General features: G+C 42.9%; 12 protein-coding genes. All 12 read left to right on the top strand.

The window, feature by feature from the left end:
- The first annotated feature begins 474 nt into the window (after positions 1 to 474).
- The 12 genes from mobA to BUA97_RS07815 all read left to right on the top strand — a co-directional run bounded on the left by mobA (position 475) and on the right by BUA97_RS07815 (position 16459).
- Positions 475 to 942, top strand: coding sequence for a conjugal transfer protein MobA (gene mobA, locus BUA97_RS07760; protein ID WP_072997294.1), 468 nt, complete (start codon positions 475 to 477; stop codon positions 940 to 942).
- A complete protein-coding gene (gene mobB, locus BUA97_RS07765; RefSeq protein WP_072997295.1) occupies positions 914 to 2200 on the top strand; it encodes a conjugal transfer protein MobB in 1287 nt (428 codons plus the stop codon). The genes mobA and mobB overlap by 29 nt, the downstream gene beginning before the upstream one ends.
- Positions 2201 to 2478: 278 nt before the next feature.
- Positions 2479 to 3537 carry a 3-oxoacyl-ACP synthase III family protein gene (locus BUA97_RS07770; RefSeq protein ID WP_072997296.1) on the top strand — a complete coding sequence of 353 codons (1059 nt, stop codon included), beginning with the start codon at positions 2479 to 2481 and terminating at the stop codon, positions 3535 to 3537.
- Between the two features lie 148 nt (positions 3538 to 3685).
- Positions 3686 to 5683 carry a conjugal transfer protein MobC gene (gene mobC, locus BUA97_RS07775; RefSeq protein WP_072997297.1) on the top strand — a complete coding sequence of 666 codons (1998 nt, stop codon included), beginning with the start codon at positions 3686 to 3688 and terminating at the stop codon, positions 5681 to 5683.
- Between the two features lie 248 nt (positions 5684 to 5931).
- On the top strand, positions 5932 to 6543 hold the full coding sequence (locus BUA97_RS07780) for a GNAT family N-acetyltransferase (protein WP_072997298.1): 612 nt from the start codon (positions 5932 to 5934) through the stop codon (positions 6541 to 6543).
- A gap of 322 nt (positions 6544 to 6865) precedes the next feature.
- Positions 6866 to 7954, top strand: a complete 1089-nt coding sequence (locus tag BUA97_RS07785) for an efflux RND transporter periplasmic adaptor subunit (RefSeq protein WP_072997299.1) — start codon at positions 6866 to 6868, stop codon at positions 7952 to 7954.
- A gap of 14 nt (positions 7955 to 7968) precedes the next feature.
- Entirely contained in the window at positions 7969 to 12432 is a 4464-nt protein-coding gene (locus BUA97_RS07790) for an efflux RND transporter permease subunit (protein WP_072997300.1), read from the top strand.
- 43 nt (positions 12433 to 12475) lie between these two features.
- Positions 12476 to 12985: a hypothetical protein gene (locus tag BUA97_RS07795; protein ID WP_072997301.1), complete on the top strand. Its 510-nt coding sequence runs from the start codon at positions 12476 to 12478 to the stop codon at positions 12983 to 12985.
- A gap of 22 nt (positions 12986 to 13007) precedes the next feature.
- Positions 13008 to 13418 carry a DUF2147 domain-containing protein gene (locus BUA97_RS07800; protein WP_072997302.1) on the top strand — a complete coding sequence of 137 codons (411 nt, stop codon included), beginning with the start codon at positions 13008 to 13010 and terminating at the stop codon, positions 13416 to 13418.
- A gap of 67 nt (positions 13419 to 13485) precedes the next feature.
- Entirely contained in the window at positions 13486 to 14511 is a 1026-nt protein-coding gene (locus BUA97_RS07805) for a sensor histidine kinase (RefSeq protein ID WP_072997303.1), read from the top strand.
- Complete coding sequence (locus tag BUA97_RS07810; protein ID WP_072997304.1) at positions 14508 to 15266, top strand: LytR/AlgR family response regulator transcription factor; 759 nt, start codon at positions 14508 to 14510, stop codon at positions 15264 to 15266. The genes BUA97_RS07805 and BUA97_RS07810 overlap by 4 nt, the downstream gene beginning before the upstream one ends.
- 35 nt (positions 15267 to 15301) lie before the next feature.
- The gene (locus BUA97_RS07815) at positions 15302 to 16459 is read left to right on the top strand and encodes an acyloxyacyl hydrolase (RefSeq protein ID WP_221405655.1); all 1158 of its coding nucleotides are present in this window, start codon (positions 15302 to 15304) and stop codon (positions 16457 to 16459) included.
- Positions 16460 to 16646: the final 187 nt, after the last annotated feature.

Here is a 16646-nt window from a genome sequence, read left to right on the forward strand (position 1 = left end):
TTGCAATCCAGCCGTCAGGCTTTCAGGCTTGTCTGCATTCGTGAATGCTATCAGTCTGTCAATCCTGATTGACGGGCTGACTGACTTCCTGCCTGAAATCTGATACAAAGAACTATCAACATTCATTTCATTGTATAGGTGTGGCAGTGTTTGGCGTTTATTGGCACTGTTTGGCAGTGTGTGATAGTGCTATGCTTTCAAAAACAGGGCTTTACTTTGTAGAATGAATTTTATTAACGGATTTATGCAAAAGCGAACAGACAAATTGGACTTTTACAGCGACGGCTTCGAGCCGTTTTTCCTTGTTAAAATCAATCCGACCGTAGGGAGGATTTTTGTGTTCAACAGAACACGGCAAGTTGTGTTTTGAGGCACTCGAAACCGAGTTTAGTGCCTCAAAACAACTTGCCCTTGCAGGGAGCAGAAAAAGACCTCCGAAGTCGGCTTTTCGTATGAATTAAAAATGGATTTGTGATGAACGAGAACAACAAACAGAAACAGCATAAGGGCGGTCGTAAGCCAAAGCTCAATCCCAGCACCCACCGCCACGTTTTCCGTTTGACAGACGAGGAAAACGCTAAATTATTATCGCTTTTTGAAGCATCGGGAATGCCCAATAAGGCAAAATTTATCATTTCGCAACTATTCGGAAATGAAATGAAGTCGGTTCAGATTGACAAAGGAACAGTTGATTACTATATGCGATTGACCTCGTTTCACAGTCAGTTCCGCTCCATAGGTGTGAATTATAACCAGATCGTAAAGCTGTTGTACCGCAATTTTTCGGAGAAAAAAGCTGCCGCTTTCCTTTACAAATTAGAAAAACAGACATTGGAAATGGTCATTTTATGCCAAAAAATTATGGAGTTGACCGAAGAATTTGAAGCAAAATATCTGAAAAACAGCATAAACAATGATCGCAAAAATCGGAAGAAGCAGTAATTTATATGGTGCATTGTCATACAATAACCTCAAAGTGGAAAAGGAAAATGGGCAAATTCTCCTTGCCCATAAGATAATTGAGACACCAAACGGAGAATATACCGTAGCACAGTTGACCCAATCTTTTGAACCCTACTTAATCGCAAATCGCAATACGGAATATCATACCCTGCATATCTCGCTCAATCCCGACCCAAAGGATAAGGTAAGCGATGACAAGTTCAGGGAAATTGCGGAACAGTATATGCGTGAAATGGGGTACGGCGAACAGCCTTTTGTGGTATTCAAACACACAGATATTGACCGTAGCCATATCCATATCGTATCGGTATGCGTGGACGAAAACGGTGTAAAGATTTCGGACAAATTCGAGAAAATGCGATCAATGAAAGTGTGCCGTGAACTCGAAAAGCAACACCATTTAGTACCCGCAACAAACAAAGAGCATCAGCAAAATGATAAGGTGTTTCGTCCGGTGGATTATCGGGCTGGCGATGTAAAAAGCCAGATCGCTTCGGTTGTCCGACACCTGCCCAATTACTATCAATATCAAACTTTGGGAGAGTATAATGCCTTGCTATCCCTCTTCCATATTACTACGGAGAAAGTGGAGGGCGAATTGCAGGGAAAAATGAAACAGGGGTTATTGTACATCCCGTTGAATGAAAAGGGAGAAAGAGCCGGGCATCCGTTCAAGGCTTCCCTGTTCGGAAAAAACGCAGGGTTACCCGCTTTGGAATTGCATTTTGCGAAATGCAAATTGGCATTGAAAGACCATCCCACCAAACAGACACTCAAAGCCGCCATTAACATTGCCCTAAAAACAACGGTTGATGAATCGAAATTTAAAAAAAACTTAGCCGAGCAGGGCATTCAGGTAATGGTACGGCGTAATGATGTAGGACGGATCTACGGTATTACATTCATCGATCACAATTCCAAAACGGTCTGGAATGGTTCTCGCTTGGGTAAGGAGCTTTCTGCCAATACATTTAATGACTACTGGAACAACAACATCAGACCGGAAATAAAAGAACATGATGAACCACAGGCAAAGATATCCCATTTAAAGGATGAGGATCTACCCACGGAAGAACCGCATCATTTGTTCGACTTTCTGGATACTAAGGAAAAACATGAAGACGGTTTAATCGAAGCCTTTGGCGGTTTGCTTATTCCTGAAGCCCAGGGCGAGGATCATGAGGAACAACAGTTTGCTAATAGAATGAAGAAAAGAAAAAAAAGGAGAATGCAATAACTCATACACCACAATATAAATATGGATAATACCAAGACCTCCATTTTATAAGAGGTCATTTATACCGCTATCGCTCACTCTGGGGATTGGATTTAAAAAGAGTAATATCCAAAAAACCGTTTAAACTGATATATTACGATTGAACAGCAGATATCCGCTATTCAGCTTCTTTTACTGCGATACACTTTACTGCCCAAACTAATTTTGCCAAGAATATGTAATGATTGCAAATGTTGGAAAAAAAGGGATGAGGAAGTGCATCACAAGAAGAAATAACAATGAAGAGTAAAATTATTGGTGCGGGTAATTATGTACCTTCACAAACGATTACCAACCTGTTTTTTGATAAACATCATTTCCTTGACGAAAACGGACTGGCTCTAACACATGACAACGCAACAATTATCAATAAGCTGAAAGAAATTACAGGCATTGAAGAAAGGCGTTATGCTACAAAAGAACAGGTAGCTTCTGACCTGGGCTTTTTCGCTGCGAAATCCGCAATTAAGGACTCGGGGATTGATCCTGAAACTTTGGATTACATCATTTTTGCCCATAATTTTGGCGATGTGCGTTTCGGAACGGTGCAGTCCGATATGGTTCCGAGCCTCGCTTCGAGGGTCAAGCATCTTTTGAAGATAAAAAACAATTTTTGTGTTGCTTACGATATAGTGTTCGGATGCCCAGGGTGGATTGAGGGAATGATACAAGCTAATGCTTTTATTAAATCGGGTATTGCTAAACGATGCCTGATTATCGGAGCAGAAACCCTTTCCCGAGTAGTAGATATCCATGACAGGGATAGCATGATTTATGCAGACGGAGCAGGTGCTGCCATATTGGAAATCAGCAATGATGAATCGGGAATCCAATCGCACATATCGGGTTCGTTTACCTCAGAAGAAAAAGACTATCTGCACTTTGGTAAATCGTACTCTAATGAGAGTTGTCCTGATATACGATACATCAAGATGAACGGCAGAAAAATCTATGAATTTGCCATTTTGCGTGTTCCTATTGCTATGAAAGAATGCCTTGATAGCAGCGGATTTTCCATTAACCAATTGGATAAAATCATTATTCATCAGGCTAATAAAAAAATGGACGAAGCTATTCTTAAACGGTTTTACAGGTTATACGATGCAGCAGTTCCCAAAGACATAATGCCTATGGTTATTCAGAAGCTCGGAAACAGCAGTGTAGCAACAATTCCCTCTCTACTTGCGATGATTAAAAGAGGAGAGTTACCTGAACATTCTATTAAAAAAGGAGATATAGTTTTGTTTGCTTCGGTAGGTGCGGGAATGAATATCAATGCGTTTGTTTATAAGGCATAAAATAAACAGAACTCAGGATAATAATTTCGATTGATTGTAAACTGTACTATTCAGCCAAACACCGCCACGCACCGCCATTGAGTGCCATATTCTTATAGACACGCTATACAGCCTATAAATTCACGCCCGAACATTTAAAATTTTTCAAATGCAGGGAGAAGACGATTTAAGAGGCTTAGCCAAGATAATGGCTTTTATGCGGGCAGTAAGTATCCTTTTGGTACTGATGCACCTTTATTGGTTTTGCTACACTTTCTTTTTAGAACGTGGCTGGACATTAGAAATCATCAATAAGATATTAGGGAATTTCAACCGGACGGCAGGACTTTTTGAACATACGTTATATACCAAAGTGTTCGCTTTGGTATTGTTGGCTTTAAGCTGTCTGGGAACAAAAGGCGTAAAAAATGAAAAAATAACATGGTCTAAAATTTATGTGGCGTTGGGTATTGGATTTGTGTTATTCTTTCTCAATACGCCACTCTTAAAGCTGTCGCCAGTTGCCGGAACATTCCTTTATATCCTTACGATGGCGGGCGGTTATATTGCCTTATTGATGGCGGGTGTGTGGATGCACCGTTTACTCAACAACAACCTGATGGACGACGTTTTCAATAATGAAAATGAGAGTTTTCAGCAGGAAACCAAGCTGATGGAAAACGAATATTCTGTCAATCTTCCCACGAAGTTCTATTACAAAGGCAAGTGGAACAACGGCTGGATTAACATTGTGAATCCCTTTCGGGCAACGATCGTGTTAGGAACTCCGGGTTCCGGTAAATCGTATGCAATCGTAAACAACTACATCAAGCAACAGATTGAGAAAGGGTTCTCCATGTACATCTATGACTTCAAATTCGATGACCTTTCTACCATTGCCTACAACCACTTATTGAAGAACAGGGATAAGTACAAAGTACAGCCCAAATTTTATGTGATAAATTTTGACGACCCACGCAAGAGCCACCGTTGCAATCCGCTTAATCCCGGCTTTATGACGGACATATCCGATGCCTACGAAGCGGCATATACGATCATGCTAAACCTTAACAGGTCGTGGATACAGAAGCAAGGGGATTTTTTCGTCGAGTCGCCAATTATATTGTTGGCAGCCATTATCTGGTTTCTTAAAATCTACGAAAATGGTAAGTTCTGTACCTTTCCCCATGCTATTGAGTTGCTGAATAAGAAATACGCTGATGTATTTACCATTCTGACCTCTTATCCCGAATTGGAAAATTATTTGTCGCCCTTCATGGATGCCTGGCAAGGCGGAGCACAAGATCAATTACAAGGTCAGATTGCTTCTGCCAAAATCCCTTTGTCGAGAATGATTTCGCCACAACTCTATTGGGTTATGACAGGCGACGATTTTTCTTTAGACATCAACAACCCAAAAGAGCCTAAAATTTTGTGTGTCGGAAACAACCCCGATAGACAAAATATTTACTCAGCAGCTTTGGGTTTATATAACTCCCGAATTGTAAAATTAATCAATAAAAAAGGACAGCTTAAAAGCTCGGTTATCATAGACGAATTGCCCACAATTTATTTCAGGGGACTTGACCAACTCATCGCAACTGCGAGAAGTAATTTCGTATCTGTATGCCTTGGTTTTCAAGATTTTAGTCAATTAATACGTGATTATGGCGACAAAGAAAGTAAGGTAATTCAGAACACAGTTGGTAATATTTTTAGCGGTCAGGTCGTAGGCGAAACAGCGAAAAATTTATCAGAACGTTTCGGAAAAGTTTTACAAAAACGGCAGAGTATGACGATTAATCGTAATGATAAATCTACTTCCATTTCAACCCAATTAGACAGCCTTATTCCGGCTTCAAAAATCAGTACCCTTACACAAGGTATGTTCGTGGGTGCTGTTTCCGATAACTTCGACGAACGTATAGAGCAAAAAATATTTCATGCGGAAATCGTGGTTGATAATGAAAAGGTTGCTACCGAAACCAAAGCGTATCAGAAGATACCCGAAATTTTATCCTTTGTCGATGAAAACGGAGTAGATAATATGAAACGGGATATTGATAACAATTACCGTCAGATAAAATTAGACATTGTTCATATCGTGGAGAGTGAAATGGAACGCATCAAGAATGACCCTGATCTACAACATTTGGTACAACAATAGCCAAGACTTATGCTAAGAGATGATTGAAAAAAATATAAATTCTGCCACACGAATGACGATCCAAACACTTTACATCAACCAATTTCCCGGTTTAGATGAGTATAGAACAGTTCATAAGTCAATTTACCCTATTCAATTATTTTTTTTGACTATTGGTATCTTTGATTGGATAATTTTGTAAACAGAATCAACTGTATGAAAAATAGCAATATGCGGTTGCTATCTGATTGAAAAAAAAGGCAGATAAAATGGAAGTAGTAATAAAAAATCTCAGAGATAAGGATTTCGATATGGCAAGAAAGTTTGCTGTCGAAGGCATGCACTTATCATGGTACGCAACCAACAAGTTAGAACTCTATATCTACAGCAAATATTTCTGGTACTTGGAAATTACCAAAGCAACACGGGCATACGGAGCCTATATGGATAATAAATTGGTGGGCGTACTCTTAGCAGACATAAAGGGTAAACCAAAAATTTTTACCTCCTTTTATTACAGAGCCTTTGTCAAAACTATTTCTTTTTTTATCAATCTCTTTTACTGGAAAGCATCCAGTATATATGACGATACCAATGTAGAGATGCTCAATGAACTGAAAAGGACAAACGAAATTGACGGTGAACTGAATTTTTTCGCTGTTGACCCTACCATCAAGGGCAAGGGGATCGGAACACTCCTGCTTGACCGATTGGAAAAGGATGAAAAAGATAAAATGATCTACCTGTATACCGATTCCGGATCTACCTACCAGTTTTACGAAAGGCGGGGTTTCACTATGTCGGGTAAACGGGATATCACGATGGAGATACACGGAAAAGAGGTCGCATTGACCTGTTATATATTCAGTAAACGATTTTAAAAGCCTTGAAAAATTCAAGGCTTTTTTATTGGTAGGGGCTTATATACCTACGCTACATGGTTTCGTACCGGGCTTTTTACTACCTGTAAAAAACAATGCTTAATTTTCTTTTATCGGCTTGCTCCCAAGCAAAAAATAACTCACCAAATTCCTATATCATAGGTAGTTGCTACTACTGACTTTCAAACTGTGTCCAACCAAATTCTCAGCAAACGACTTAAACGGATATAACACAATTGAACGGTGAATATTTACCGTTCGGTTTCTTTTTCAAGCATACGCTTTAATGCCCAGGCTACCTTTGGCAAAAAAATAAGTGATCATGCGTAATAAAATATTTTTAATTGTCGGTGTTTTACTGGTCGTTGGGCTGGTATGGTTCAAACTTTCAAGCAACCAAAAAAAGGTGGATAAAGAGATTCGTGCAGAACAGGAAGCAGTTCCGTTCGCAATAGAAGCTATTGCTGTTACCGAAGAGCAGTTTGACGATTCTTTTTCTTATCCCGGACAACTGGAAACCACAGGGATGGTAAATTTAGTTGCGGAAACGGATGGTAAGGTTGTAAAACTAAACATCCAGAACGGTAGTAAGGTCAGTAAAGGTCAGGTCATCGCTGTCCTTGAAAACCCAATGAAACAGCCATCCCATCAGATACACCAGATCGAGTACGAAAAAGCAAAGGTAGACTATCAGCGGTATGCCGAATTACATAAACAGAACAATGCGACAGGCGTAGAACTGGAAACTGCCCGACACGCCTTGAACATGGCAGAAAAGCAACTGAAAATCTCCCAGTCTGAACTTAGCCGTACAACGGTCATTGCTCCGATCAGTGGCGTTATTGCTACCAAATCCGCAAGTGTAGGTGACTACCTGTCACCCGGAAGCCCTGTCGCTGTTATTATTCCTTTAAACCAGCTTGAAGTACGTTTTCAGGTTCCCGAAAAGGAAATTTCCAAGATCAAACAGGGCAAACCAGTTCGTTTTACCGTAGACGCCTATCCGACACACCATTTTGAGGGTGTGGTTTCAGCGATCATTCCCAACGCTAATCAGGCGAAAACATTTCCTGTACTTGCCAAGGTGAACAACAACCAGCACGGCATCACATTGATGGGCGGAATGACGGTGAATGTGGATATGGACGCATCGGAAAAAATTTCTACACTGGTTATCCCACGCACGGCGGTAAGAGGTGATTTCAATGCCCCTTATGTCTGGTTGGTCGGTGAAGGCAAAAAAGCCGTTCGCCGTCCGTTCCAAAAAGGCAGGGAACTGGAAGATTATATCGAAGTCATATCCGGTCTGAAGCCCGGTGATATCGTGGTGACCAAAGGACAGTCCAATATTACCGAAGGAATAGACCTTACATCGGTAAAGATTACTGAAAGCAAAGCAGATATCAACTAATAAACCCAAAAGAAATGAAGTTAACAGAACTGGCGATCAAACGCCCCATATTATTTATTGTCTTTTACCTGATCATAGCAGGTCTGGGTATATTGGGATATAGCAAACTCCGCTATGAACTATTGCCCGAACTGGCAACCCCCGTCGTTACGGTAACAGCCGTATATCCGGGAGGAGCACCGAGTGAAATAGAAAACACGGTATCCAAAAAATTGGAAGACGCCATATCCGGCGTAAACAAGATAAAAAGGGTCAGCACTTATTCTGCCGAAAACTCTGCGGTCGTATCCATTGAGTTTGTTGCCGATGCTGATCCCGAAAAAGCGATTCAGGATGTACAGCGGGCGATAAACAAAGTACTCCCTGAACTCCCTGCTGCCGTAAAATCACCCACTATTGAAAGTTACAGTATCAACGATGAGCCTGTACTAAGAATAGGAACTACTGCGAATATTCCTGAAGCACAGTTGTACGAGATGCTGGATAAGCAGATCAGACAGGGTATTTCACAGATCAACAATGTAGGGCGTGTTACGCTTCTTGGTGGTTCTCCAAGGGAAGTTAAAGTTGCCGCAGACCTTGAAAAGCTGAGGGCCTATGGCATTGGCATGGATGAGCTTGCACAGGCTATCCAAAGCAGTAATGTCGAGATACCCATTGGTGCGGTAAAATCAAAAGACGGCGAATTTGACGTGCGTACCACAGGTAAAGCAACGGACTTCGAGCAACTTCGTATGCAACCCGTACGTGTCCAGCCGGATGGCAGTACCATATTCGTAAAAGATGTCGCCAATATAACAGAAGGACAAAAGGAGGCTACGGTCATGAACCGTGTAAACGGCAAGAACTCCATCGCCCTGCTGGTCAACAAGCAGACCGGGGCAAATGCCGTGGAAGCCGCAAAACTGGTACGGGAACATCTGACAGAACTGGAATCCCTGCACAGCAACATCGGGCTTAAGTTTTCTGTTATTTCCGATTCATCGGAATTTACACTCAAAGCGGCTAATTCCGTGTACTTTGATTTCTTTTTGGCGGTATTGCTCGTGGCACTTGTTATGCTGGTGTTCCTGCACAGTCTGCGAAATGCAATCACCGTACTGATCGCTATTCCAACCTCCCTGTTGGTTGCTTTCATCATGATGTTCGCTATGGATTACTCCCTGAACCTGATGACGCTTCTCGCTATGTCTCTTGTGATCGGGATTCTGGTGGACGACTCCATTGTGGTGCTGGAAAATATCTACCGTCACATGGAAATGGGATCTGAAAGAGTGAAAGCATCCCTTGACGGTCGTACAGAGATTGGTTTTGCTGCGATGTCCATTACACTGGTGGACGTAGTGGTATTCCTGCCCCTTGCTTTTGTGCCGGGGCTTGTAGGTAGCCTTGTTAAAGAATTCGCTTTAGTCATCGTGGTTTCCACACTGTCCAGCTTAATGGTGTCTTTCACTTTGACACCGATGATATCGTCACGTTTTGCGAAACTTACCCATCTGGACGGAAAGACTATCTTCTCCCGTTTTGCGATGTTCTTTGAGAAACAGATTGCGAAGCTGACCGATCTTTACGAAAGGATACTGGCATGGTCACTTGTTAATAAATGGAAAACTGTCGGTATTTCCGCTGCTTTCCTGATCGCTTCACTAAGCCTGCTGTTCACAGGGCATGTAGGTAGCGAGTTTGTTCCCGCTACGGATAAGGGTGAGCTTTCGCTGATGGTCACAGCCCCTCCGGGTACACGTATCCAGGAAATGGATCGCATTGTCAAATCTATTGAACAGAGAGTGAATGAAGTGCCGGAAGTTACTAATCAGTTTACGCTTGTCGGTTATCAAAGTGATGGCTCAGGGGAGAACCGTGGCGGTAACGTGGCAAGTATAAACATATCGCTCGTTGAAGCTAAAGACAGAAGTAAATCCATTTCAGAAATAGGACGGGAACTTAAAAAAATCGCCTTGCTGGAAGCGGGTGTGAAAGTCGATGTTTCCACTGTAGGTCTCTTCGGAACCAATGCCGCTCCGATACAGCTACTGTTGCACGGAGAGAACAGAGATACTGTATTTGCAACCGCAAGACGACTTTTGGAAGATATCAGGAAAGTGGACGGTATCGTTGCTCCAAAGCTCTCTGTAGAGGATGAGAAACCGTCGTTACAGGTAAATATAGACCGTAAAAAACTCGGTGACCTCGGTCTGACCGTAGAGGGGATCAGTACGGCACTGCGTATAGCCGTGAACGGTTACGAAGATATGAAATATACAAAGGACGGTACAGAGATCGATATGCGTATCTCCCTGCGTGAACAGGACAAAGCGACCACAAGCAATATTGAAAATTTCCCGTTCGTTAACGCTCAGGGTCAGATGATATACCTCAAACAGTTTGCGGATGTCCGTTTAGCCACCGCACCATCTATGCTCGAAAGAAGAAATAAACAGTCCGCAGTGATGCTGATGGCAAAGGTAACCGGCAGACCTACCGGAGATATCGGCGAGGACATCAAGGCTATCGTAGCTAAAAATCCGCTACCTGCATCCGTTACGCTTCGTTATGAGGGCGACCTCGATTTGCAGGATGATGCTTTCGGAAGCCTTGCCGTGGCACTGGTTATGTCACTCTGCCTGATCTACCTGATCATGGTCGCATTGTATAACAACTGGGCATACCCGTTTGTCGTATTGTTCTCCATTCCGGTAGGTGTCGGAGGTTCCGTGGTCGCTTTAGCTTTAGCTGGAAATTCACTGAATATCTTTTCCATATTCGGATTGATCATGATGATGGGGCTTGTGGCGAAGAATGCCATCTTGTTGGTCGACAGGGCAAACGAACGACTTGCCGAGGGAGATTCTCTCAGAGCGGCACTTTTGGATGCCGGACGTACAAGGTTGAGACCGATCCTGATGACCACGCTGGCAATGGTAATTGGCATGCTACCACTGGCATTGTCAAAAGGGGCATCTTCGGAAATGATCAGCAGTCTGGCATGGGTACTTATAGGCGGGCTTACCAGTTCGATGTTCCTGACCTTGCTATTGGTTCCTGTCGTTCATTATGGTATTACCCGTTTGATGGAACGATCAAAACAACGCAAGGCACTCAAAGTAAACAAGTCCGGTATAGCGACTGTTCTGCTACTGATAGGTGGACTGCAACTGTCCGCACAGACCCAGCCGATTCCCGCTGATTCCGTGTACAGGCTGACCGTGGAGCAAGCGGTCGGGCTTGGGCTTCAAAACAACAGAATGGTCAAGGCAGGAGAACTTTCGACCTTGAAATCACAGTATGCGACAAAGGAAATCGAGGCAAACCGCTATCCGCAGATCAACGCATCGACCACCTACATACGTAACATCAAGCCGACCGTTTTCTTTTTCCCCGGTATCGGTGTTTCACCAACGGGAGATTTGACGATTGACAATTCAAGAATGATGCCTGTAAACGGATCGGCAAAGAATCATTTCAGCGGTTTGGTGGATTTACAGTTACCGATATTTAATCCCCAGCTTCGTGAAGGAATCCGGTTGTCCAAACTGAACACAGCGTTATCGGAAGCGGAGCGGGAAATGACCAAATGGGAACTGGCTGATGAGATACGCAGGGCTTATTATAATATCCGCTTAGCGATCCTTAACAGGGAACTTGTCCATAAGGCAATAGAACGGGCAGAACAGACCATGCACGATACCCGTGTCCTTTATAAAAATGATCTGGCACTTGTATCGGATACCTTGAATGTGTATATCAATGTGCAGAATCAGAAACCGAACCTCTACATGGCAGAAAATCAGATTGTACAGGCGACGGATTACCTGAAAGAGCTTATAGGACTGCCTTTTGAGAGTACGGTTTTGTTGCAGGAAAGCATTTCTGAAGAAACCCTTACAAGCCTGTTGTTTACAGAGCAGAACGGCTCTCCTGTTTTTGAAGGCAGACCTGACATCAGGCAGAATATATCACAACAGGCTCTGGCTAAAAAACAGATTGATCTGGATAAAAGCCGTAGGCTTCCCACACTGGATTTTATCAGCCAGTACCAGATTCAGGCTCAACATGACCATTTCAGGTTGAACCAATATACCTGGCCGAACAGTTTCTATGTGGGGCTACAGCTCAACATTCCTATATTCAGCGGTTTCAGGAACGATCACAAGGCAAAGCAGTCCACTATTGCATTGCAGGAACTGAAAATAGCAGGCGAACAGCTTAACAGTAAGGCACTGTTGGAATACCGTAAAGCTCAGGGAGACCTGCAAGAAGCCATGTCACGGATCAACGTTGCAAAAGATATTGTACAGGCATCAGAAAAGAGCCTGGAACTGATAGATGCCCGTTACCGAAAGGGAGTTGGACGTTATCAGGACGTACTTGATGGTCAGTTCAGTCTGATACAGGCAAATAACAGCTACAATAAGGCAGTATATGATGCTTTCATTGCTTCGGCTGCACTGAAAAAAGCAATCGGCACTATACAATAGAACCGGACTCATTAATACGATAAAAAACGATAACATTTAAAATATGACAAAAAGAATCGTAATGCTGTTAACACTTGCAGGGCTGGCTTTTACGGCGTGTCAAAACAATAAGAAACCGGACAACGAGAATGCTTTGAAAGATGCTGTAAATACAACGGACACGGTGTTAAATACAGCAGACATTGCTTTCACATTAGCTAAAAACTATTTTGTAAATAATACAGTAACAAAACTGGAGCATCCCAGAATTGAAACACAGGAACAGTTTAATGAAATTTTTGGAATGGCGGCTCACATGGGAAATGATGGAAAGCCTACCGTTATTGATTTTTCCAAACAAAATGTATTGGCGGTTGTGCTTCCGGAAACGGACAGGGAGACGAAAATATACCCTGTAAGTTTACAGAGAGATGAAAACGGCGAAATCCTGCTGACCTATGGGGTAAAGGTGGGCGAAAAACAGACCCATACAACAAGACCGAATCTTGCGGTGATTATTGCCAAGTCGGAAAAGGGAAACGTCCGTTTAAATGAAATAAAACTCTTGAAATAATTTATAACAAAAATAATAAAACATGAAAAATCTATTTTTAAGTTTTGCACTGCTGCTTATAGCATCGTTCACCTATGCACAGGAAATAAAAGGAAAATGGCTGACAGACGACGGTGAAGCCATTGTAGAAATTTATCAGTCGGGAGACAAGTTCAATGGTAAGATCGTATGGCTGAAAGATGCCAATGATGCACAGGGCAAACCATTGACCGATCAGGAAAACCCGGACAAGTCCAAACGTAGCAAACCTCTTATCGGACTGCTTATGTTAACGGACTTTAAGCAGAACAACGGAAAATGGGAAGGTGGCAAAATCTATGATCCATCGGAAGGAAAGACCTATAAATGTACCATGTGGCTTGAAAATGGCAAGCTAAAGGTGCGGGGCTATGTCGGCATGTTCTACCAGACACAAACGTGGACACGAAAATAGCAGGTGAATGTTAATTGCTAATGCATATCACGGTCAGCTCAACGATAATGTTTAAATTCGTACTGTTATGACATTTCAAAAAAAGGGATTTAAGTTTATCGGTTACTTTATCATCGGAGTAGTGTTCTATGGAATGCTGCTCCTGATAAACCCGTGGGATTATCCGCTCACAAAAGAGTTCGTGCTCGAAGTGCTCCGTGATCTGGCGGTGACTTTCATCGGTGTGTTGACCATAATGGAAAGCAGTTTTTGGGTCAGCAAAAAGCTGGATAAACATTTCCCGTGGCGTTCTGCACTTACCAAAAGGATTTTTATTCAGATCGGTATATTGATGGTTATCGTCAGTTCCGTACTGTTTCTTTCACGGCTGTTGATCCCCGATGCATACTATGATGAAACAACGGTTCGGCAGGTATTTGTAACCGGAACAGTTATGTGCATACTTTTTTCTGCGGTATTTACGGCTGCTTCGTTCTTCATCCAATGGAATACGGCGACGGTCACGCTGGCGAAGTATGAAGAAAAAGTGGCTAAGGCAGAACTGGAATTTTTGAAAATGCAGATAGATCCTCATTTTCTCTTTAATAATTTCAGTACGCTTACTTCCCTGATAGAAGAGGATTCACAGTTGGCGGTTGAATATGTACAGCAACTTTCAAATATCTACAGGCACGTACTGAAAGACAAAGAACACCATGTAGTTCCGCTGAAAGAGGAACTGGAATTTATACGTTCTTATCTGTTTCTGTACGAAGCAAGGTATCAGGAAAGTCTGATGGTGAAAATTGATATACCGGACAGCCTTATGAACAAAGGCATTGCCACGGCAACCATGCAGTTATTGGTTGAAAATGCTATCAAACACAATTCGATCAGCAGGCAAAGCCCTTTAAAAATAGAAATACTTGCTGACCAGGACGGTATCGTAATAAAGAACAACATTAACCCTGTGACTACCCAAAGAGCCAGCAAAGGCATTGGTTTGAAAAATATAACAGAAAGGTATCAGCTTCTCGGAAACGAAGTGGTTTCGATAAAGCACGATGATGATTTCTTTTGGGTGAGGGTTCCATTTTTAGAACTTAAGCGATGATAAAAGCAATAATAATTGAGGATGAACTGTTGACAGCCAACCGACTGAAACGGCTTATTTCAAAGGTTCGGGAAGACATTGAAATCGTGGCTATATTACACACGGTTAAGGAAACGCTGGAATGGCTCTCCGCTAACGATGAGCCGGATCTGTATTTCATGGACATTCAGTTGTCGGATGGTCTCAGCTTTGACATTTTTTCCGAATTTGATATTCAGAAGCCCGTCATTTTTACCACGGCTTACGACGAATATGCGATCAAGGCATTCAAAGCAAATGGCATCGATTATTTGCTAAAACCCGTAGCGATAGAAGATATTAAGCAAAGCCTGATGAGGTATCGTCAGTTGAATCCGGTAACTGCTATCCCCGATCTTCAACTTCTCCTTAAAGATATTTCAGCGAACCCAACGAGGTTTAAGAACAATTTTCTGATAGAGTGGAGAGACAGGTTACTGACGATCTCTAAAGATGAGGTCGCCTATTTTCAGCTCTCCAATAAATTAACGCATCTGGTTACGCTGGATAATAAGCCCCATGTGCTTTCCTCCACGTTAGACTTGCTGGAAAAAGAGGTTGACCCTTATACCTTTTTTCGGATAAACCGTCAGTTCATCGTTTCAAGAAAATGTATACGGCAGATACATATTTATTTTGGCAACCGTCTTAAGCTCGTGCTTTCCCCTCAGCCTGATGAAGATGTCATTGTGAGCAGAGACCGTGTACCTGACTTTAAAGCCTGGCTGGATAGTTGATCCAGCCCGTCCTATCGTTTTAAAAAAGAATACAAATGAGATTACTATTTTTCTGGCCGGCATGCCGGCATGAATCCCTATTGCCTTTTTTTATTGCCTTTTTTCCACTGTTCAGCATGGCTCAGGAAGATTCCCTCCGACAGGCTCCTGCCCGTAATCCGCTGGTCATTGAGTTCGATCTGGAAAACGGTGGAATCCTGAAACAAAAGGAACTGAGGGATATGACCTATAAGGATGCCTACTATCAGGGAGCCAACCTGAGGATCGGCTGGAAACAGAACAGTAAGCGGTATGCCTATAATGCACTCTACAATAACCCCATCTATGGCGTGGGGATCTATTCGGGTACCTTTAACAACGACATTATAGGAAATCCGTTCGCCGTGTACGGCTTCGTGCAGGTTCCCTTTTCCCCGGAAAGTGACCGCAGATGGTCGTTTGACTACCGGATCGCACTGGGTCTGACAGGTAACTTCAAACCCTATGACAAGGTTGACAATCCATTGAACCTGGCAATTGGCTCCCGGAACAACGTTTTTATCGATTTTGGCCTTCGTGCACAGTACCGCCTCCATGCAAAATGGAAGGCAGGGATCGGCGTGTCGTTCCACCATTTTTCAAACGGAGCCATGGCACTGCCTAACCGAGGTATCAATCTGGTGCCACTGTCACTTTCGGTCAGCTATCAGCCACATCCGGAAGCTATGATAAGGCACGATGCCCCTATCGCACCATTTCCAAAAAAATGGCTGTACCACATCAATCTCGGGACGGGTGTCAAACAGCTCAGTCCCGACTCGGACGACAGCTACCTCAAAGCGACTATCGGGATCTATGCCAGCAGGCACGTATCCCACAAATGGCGTCTGGGAGCCGGAGTGGACTTTTATTATTCTGGTTCTGGGAACGATAGCAAAGTGGCGGGCAGAAAGGCAGGAGCCTTTGGCTCCCAGTTTTCGGGAGGGCCGACCCTGTATATCGTACATATCCTGGATGAACGCCTTGTGCTAAACGGAAATATCGGCTATTACCTGCACAGGCAGGAGTTCAACGGTGAGGTAAATCCCTTTTTCCTAAGGGCTGGAGCTCGGTATTACGTGTATAAAAATATCAATGCCGGGGTATCCATCAAAGCACATATGGGCAAGGCTGATTTTGTCGAATGGACAGTGGGTTATACCATCAATAGATAATTTCATAAAATCATGAAAGTAGTGAAAAATAAAAAAGAATGCTTAACATTCAGTAATGAGTGTCCCCAATGGCCCATGCGGATAAGAGCAGGGATGCAGTGGACAGTACTGTGCCTCAGTTTCCTCCCTCTGGCACTTCATGCTCAGACTCCCACAGATTCTACTGGCATTGAAGCCAAACAGGATA

The sequence above is a fragment of the Epilithonimonas mollis genome (assembly GCF_900142325.1).
Taxonomy (GTDB): Bacteria; Bacteroidota; Bacteroidia; order Flavobacteriales; family Weeksellaceae; genus Epilithonimonas; species Epilithonimonas mollis.

Excerpts from the sequence above, each read along its gene's own strand:
- mobC (WP_072997297.1), top strand. The coding sequence starts at position 3,686 with ATGCAGGGAGAAGACGATTTAAGAGGCTTAGCCAAGATAATGGCTTTT.
- mobB (WP_072997295.1), top strand. The coding sequence starts at position 914 with ATGATCGCAAAAATCGGAAGAAGCAGTAATTTATATGGTGCATTGTCA.
- mobA (WP_072997294.1), top strand. The coding sequence starts at position 475 with ATGAACGAGAACAACAAACAGAAACAGCATAAGGGCGGTCGTAAGCCA.
- BUA97_RS07795 (WP_072997301.1), top strand. The coding sequence starts at position 12,476 with ATGACAAAAAGAATCGTAATGCTGTTAACACTTGCAGGGCTGGCTTTT.
- BUA97_RS07780 (WP_072997298.1), top strand. The coding sequence starts at position 5,932 with ATGGAAGTAGTAATAAAAAATCTCAGAGATAAGGATTTCGATATGGCA.
- BUA97_RS07815 (WP_221405655.1), top strand. The coding sequence starts at position 15,302 with ATGAGATTACTATTTTTCTGGCCGGCATGCCGGCATGAATCCCTATTG.
- BUA97_RS07805 (WP_072997303.1), top strand. The coding sequence starts at position 13,486 with ATGACATTTCAAAAAAAGGGATTTAAGTTTATCGGTTACTTTATCATC.
- BUA97_RS07785 (WP_072997299.1), top strand. The coding sequence starts at position 6,866 with ATGCGTAATAAAATATTTTTAATTGTCGGTGTTTTACTGGTCGTTGGG.
- BUA97_RS07810 (WP_072997304.1), top strand. The coding sequence starts at position 14,508 with ATGATAAAAGCAATAATAATTGAGGATGAACTGTTGACAGCCAACCGA.
- BUA97_RS07770 (WP_072997296.1), top strand. The coding sequence starts at position 2,479 with ATGAAGAGTAAAATTATTGGTGCGGGTAATTATGTACCTTCACAAACG.
- BUA97_RS07790 (WP_072997300.1), top strand. The coding sequence starts at position 7,969 with ATGAAGTTAACAGAACTGGCGATCAAACGCCCCATATTATTTATTGTC.
- BUA97_RS07800 (WP_072997302.1), top strand. The coding sequence starts at position 13,008 with ATGAAAAATCTATTTTTAAGTTTTGCACTGCTGCTTATAGCATCGTTC.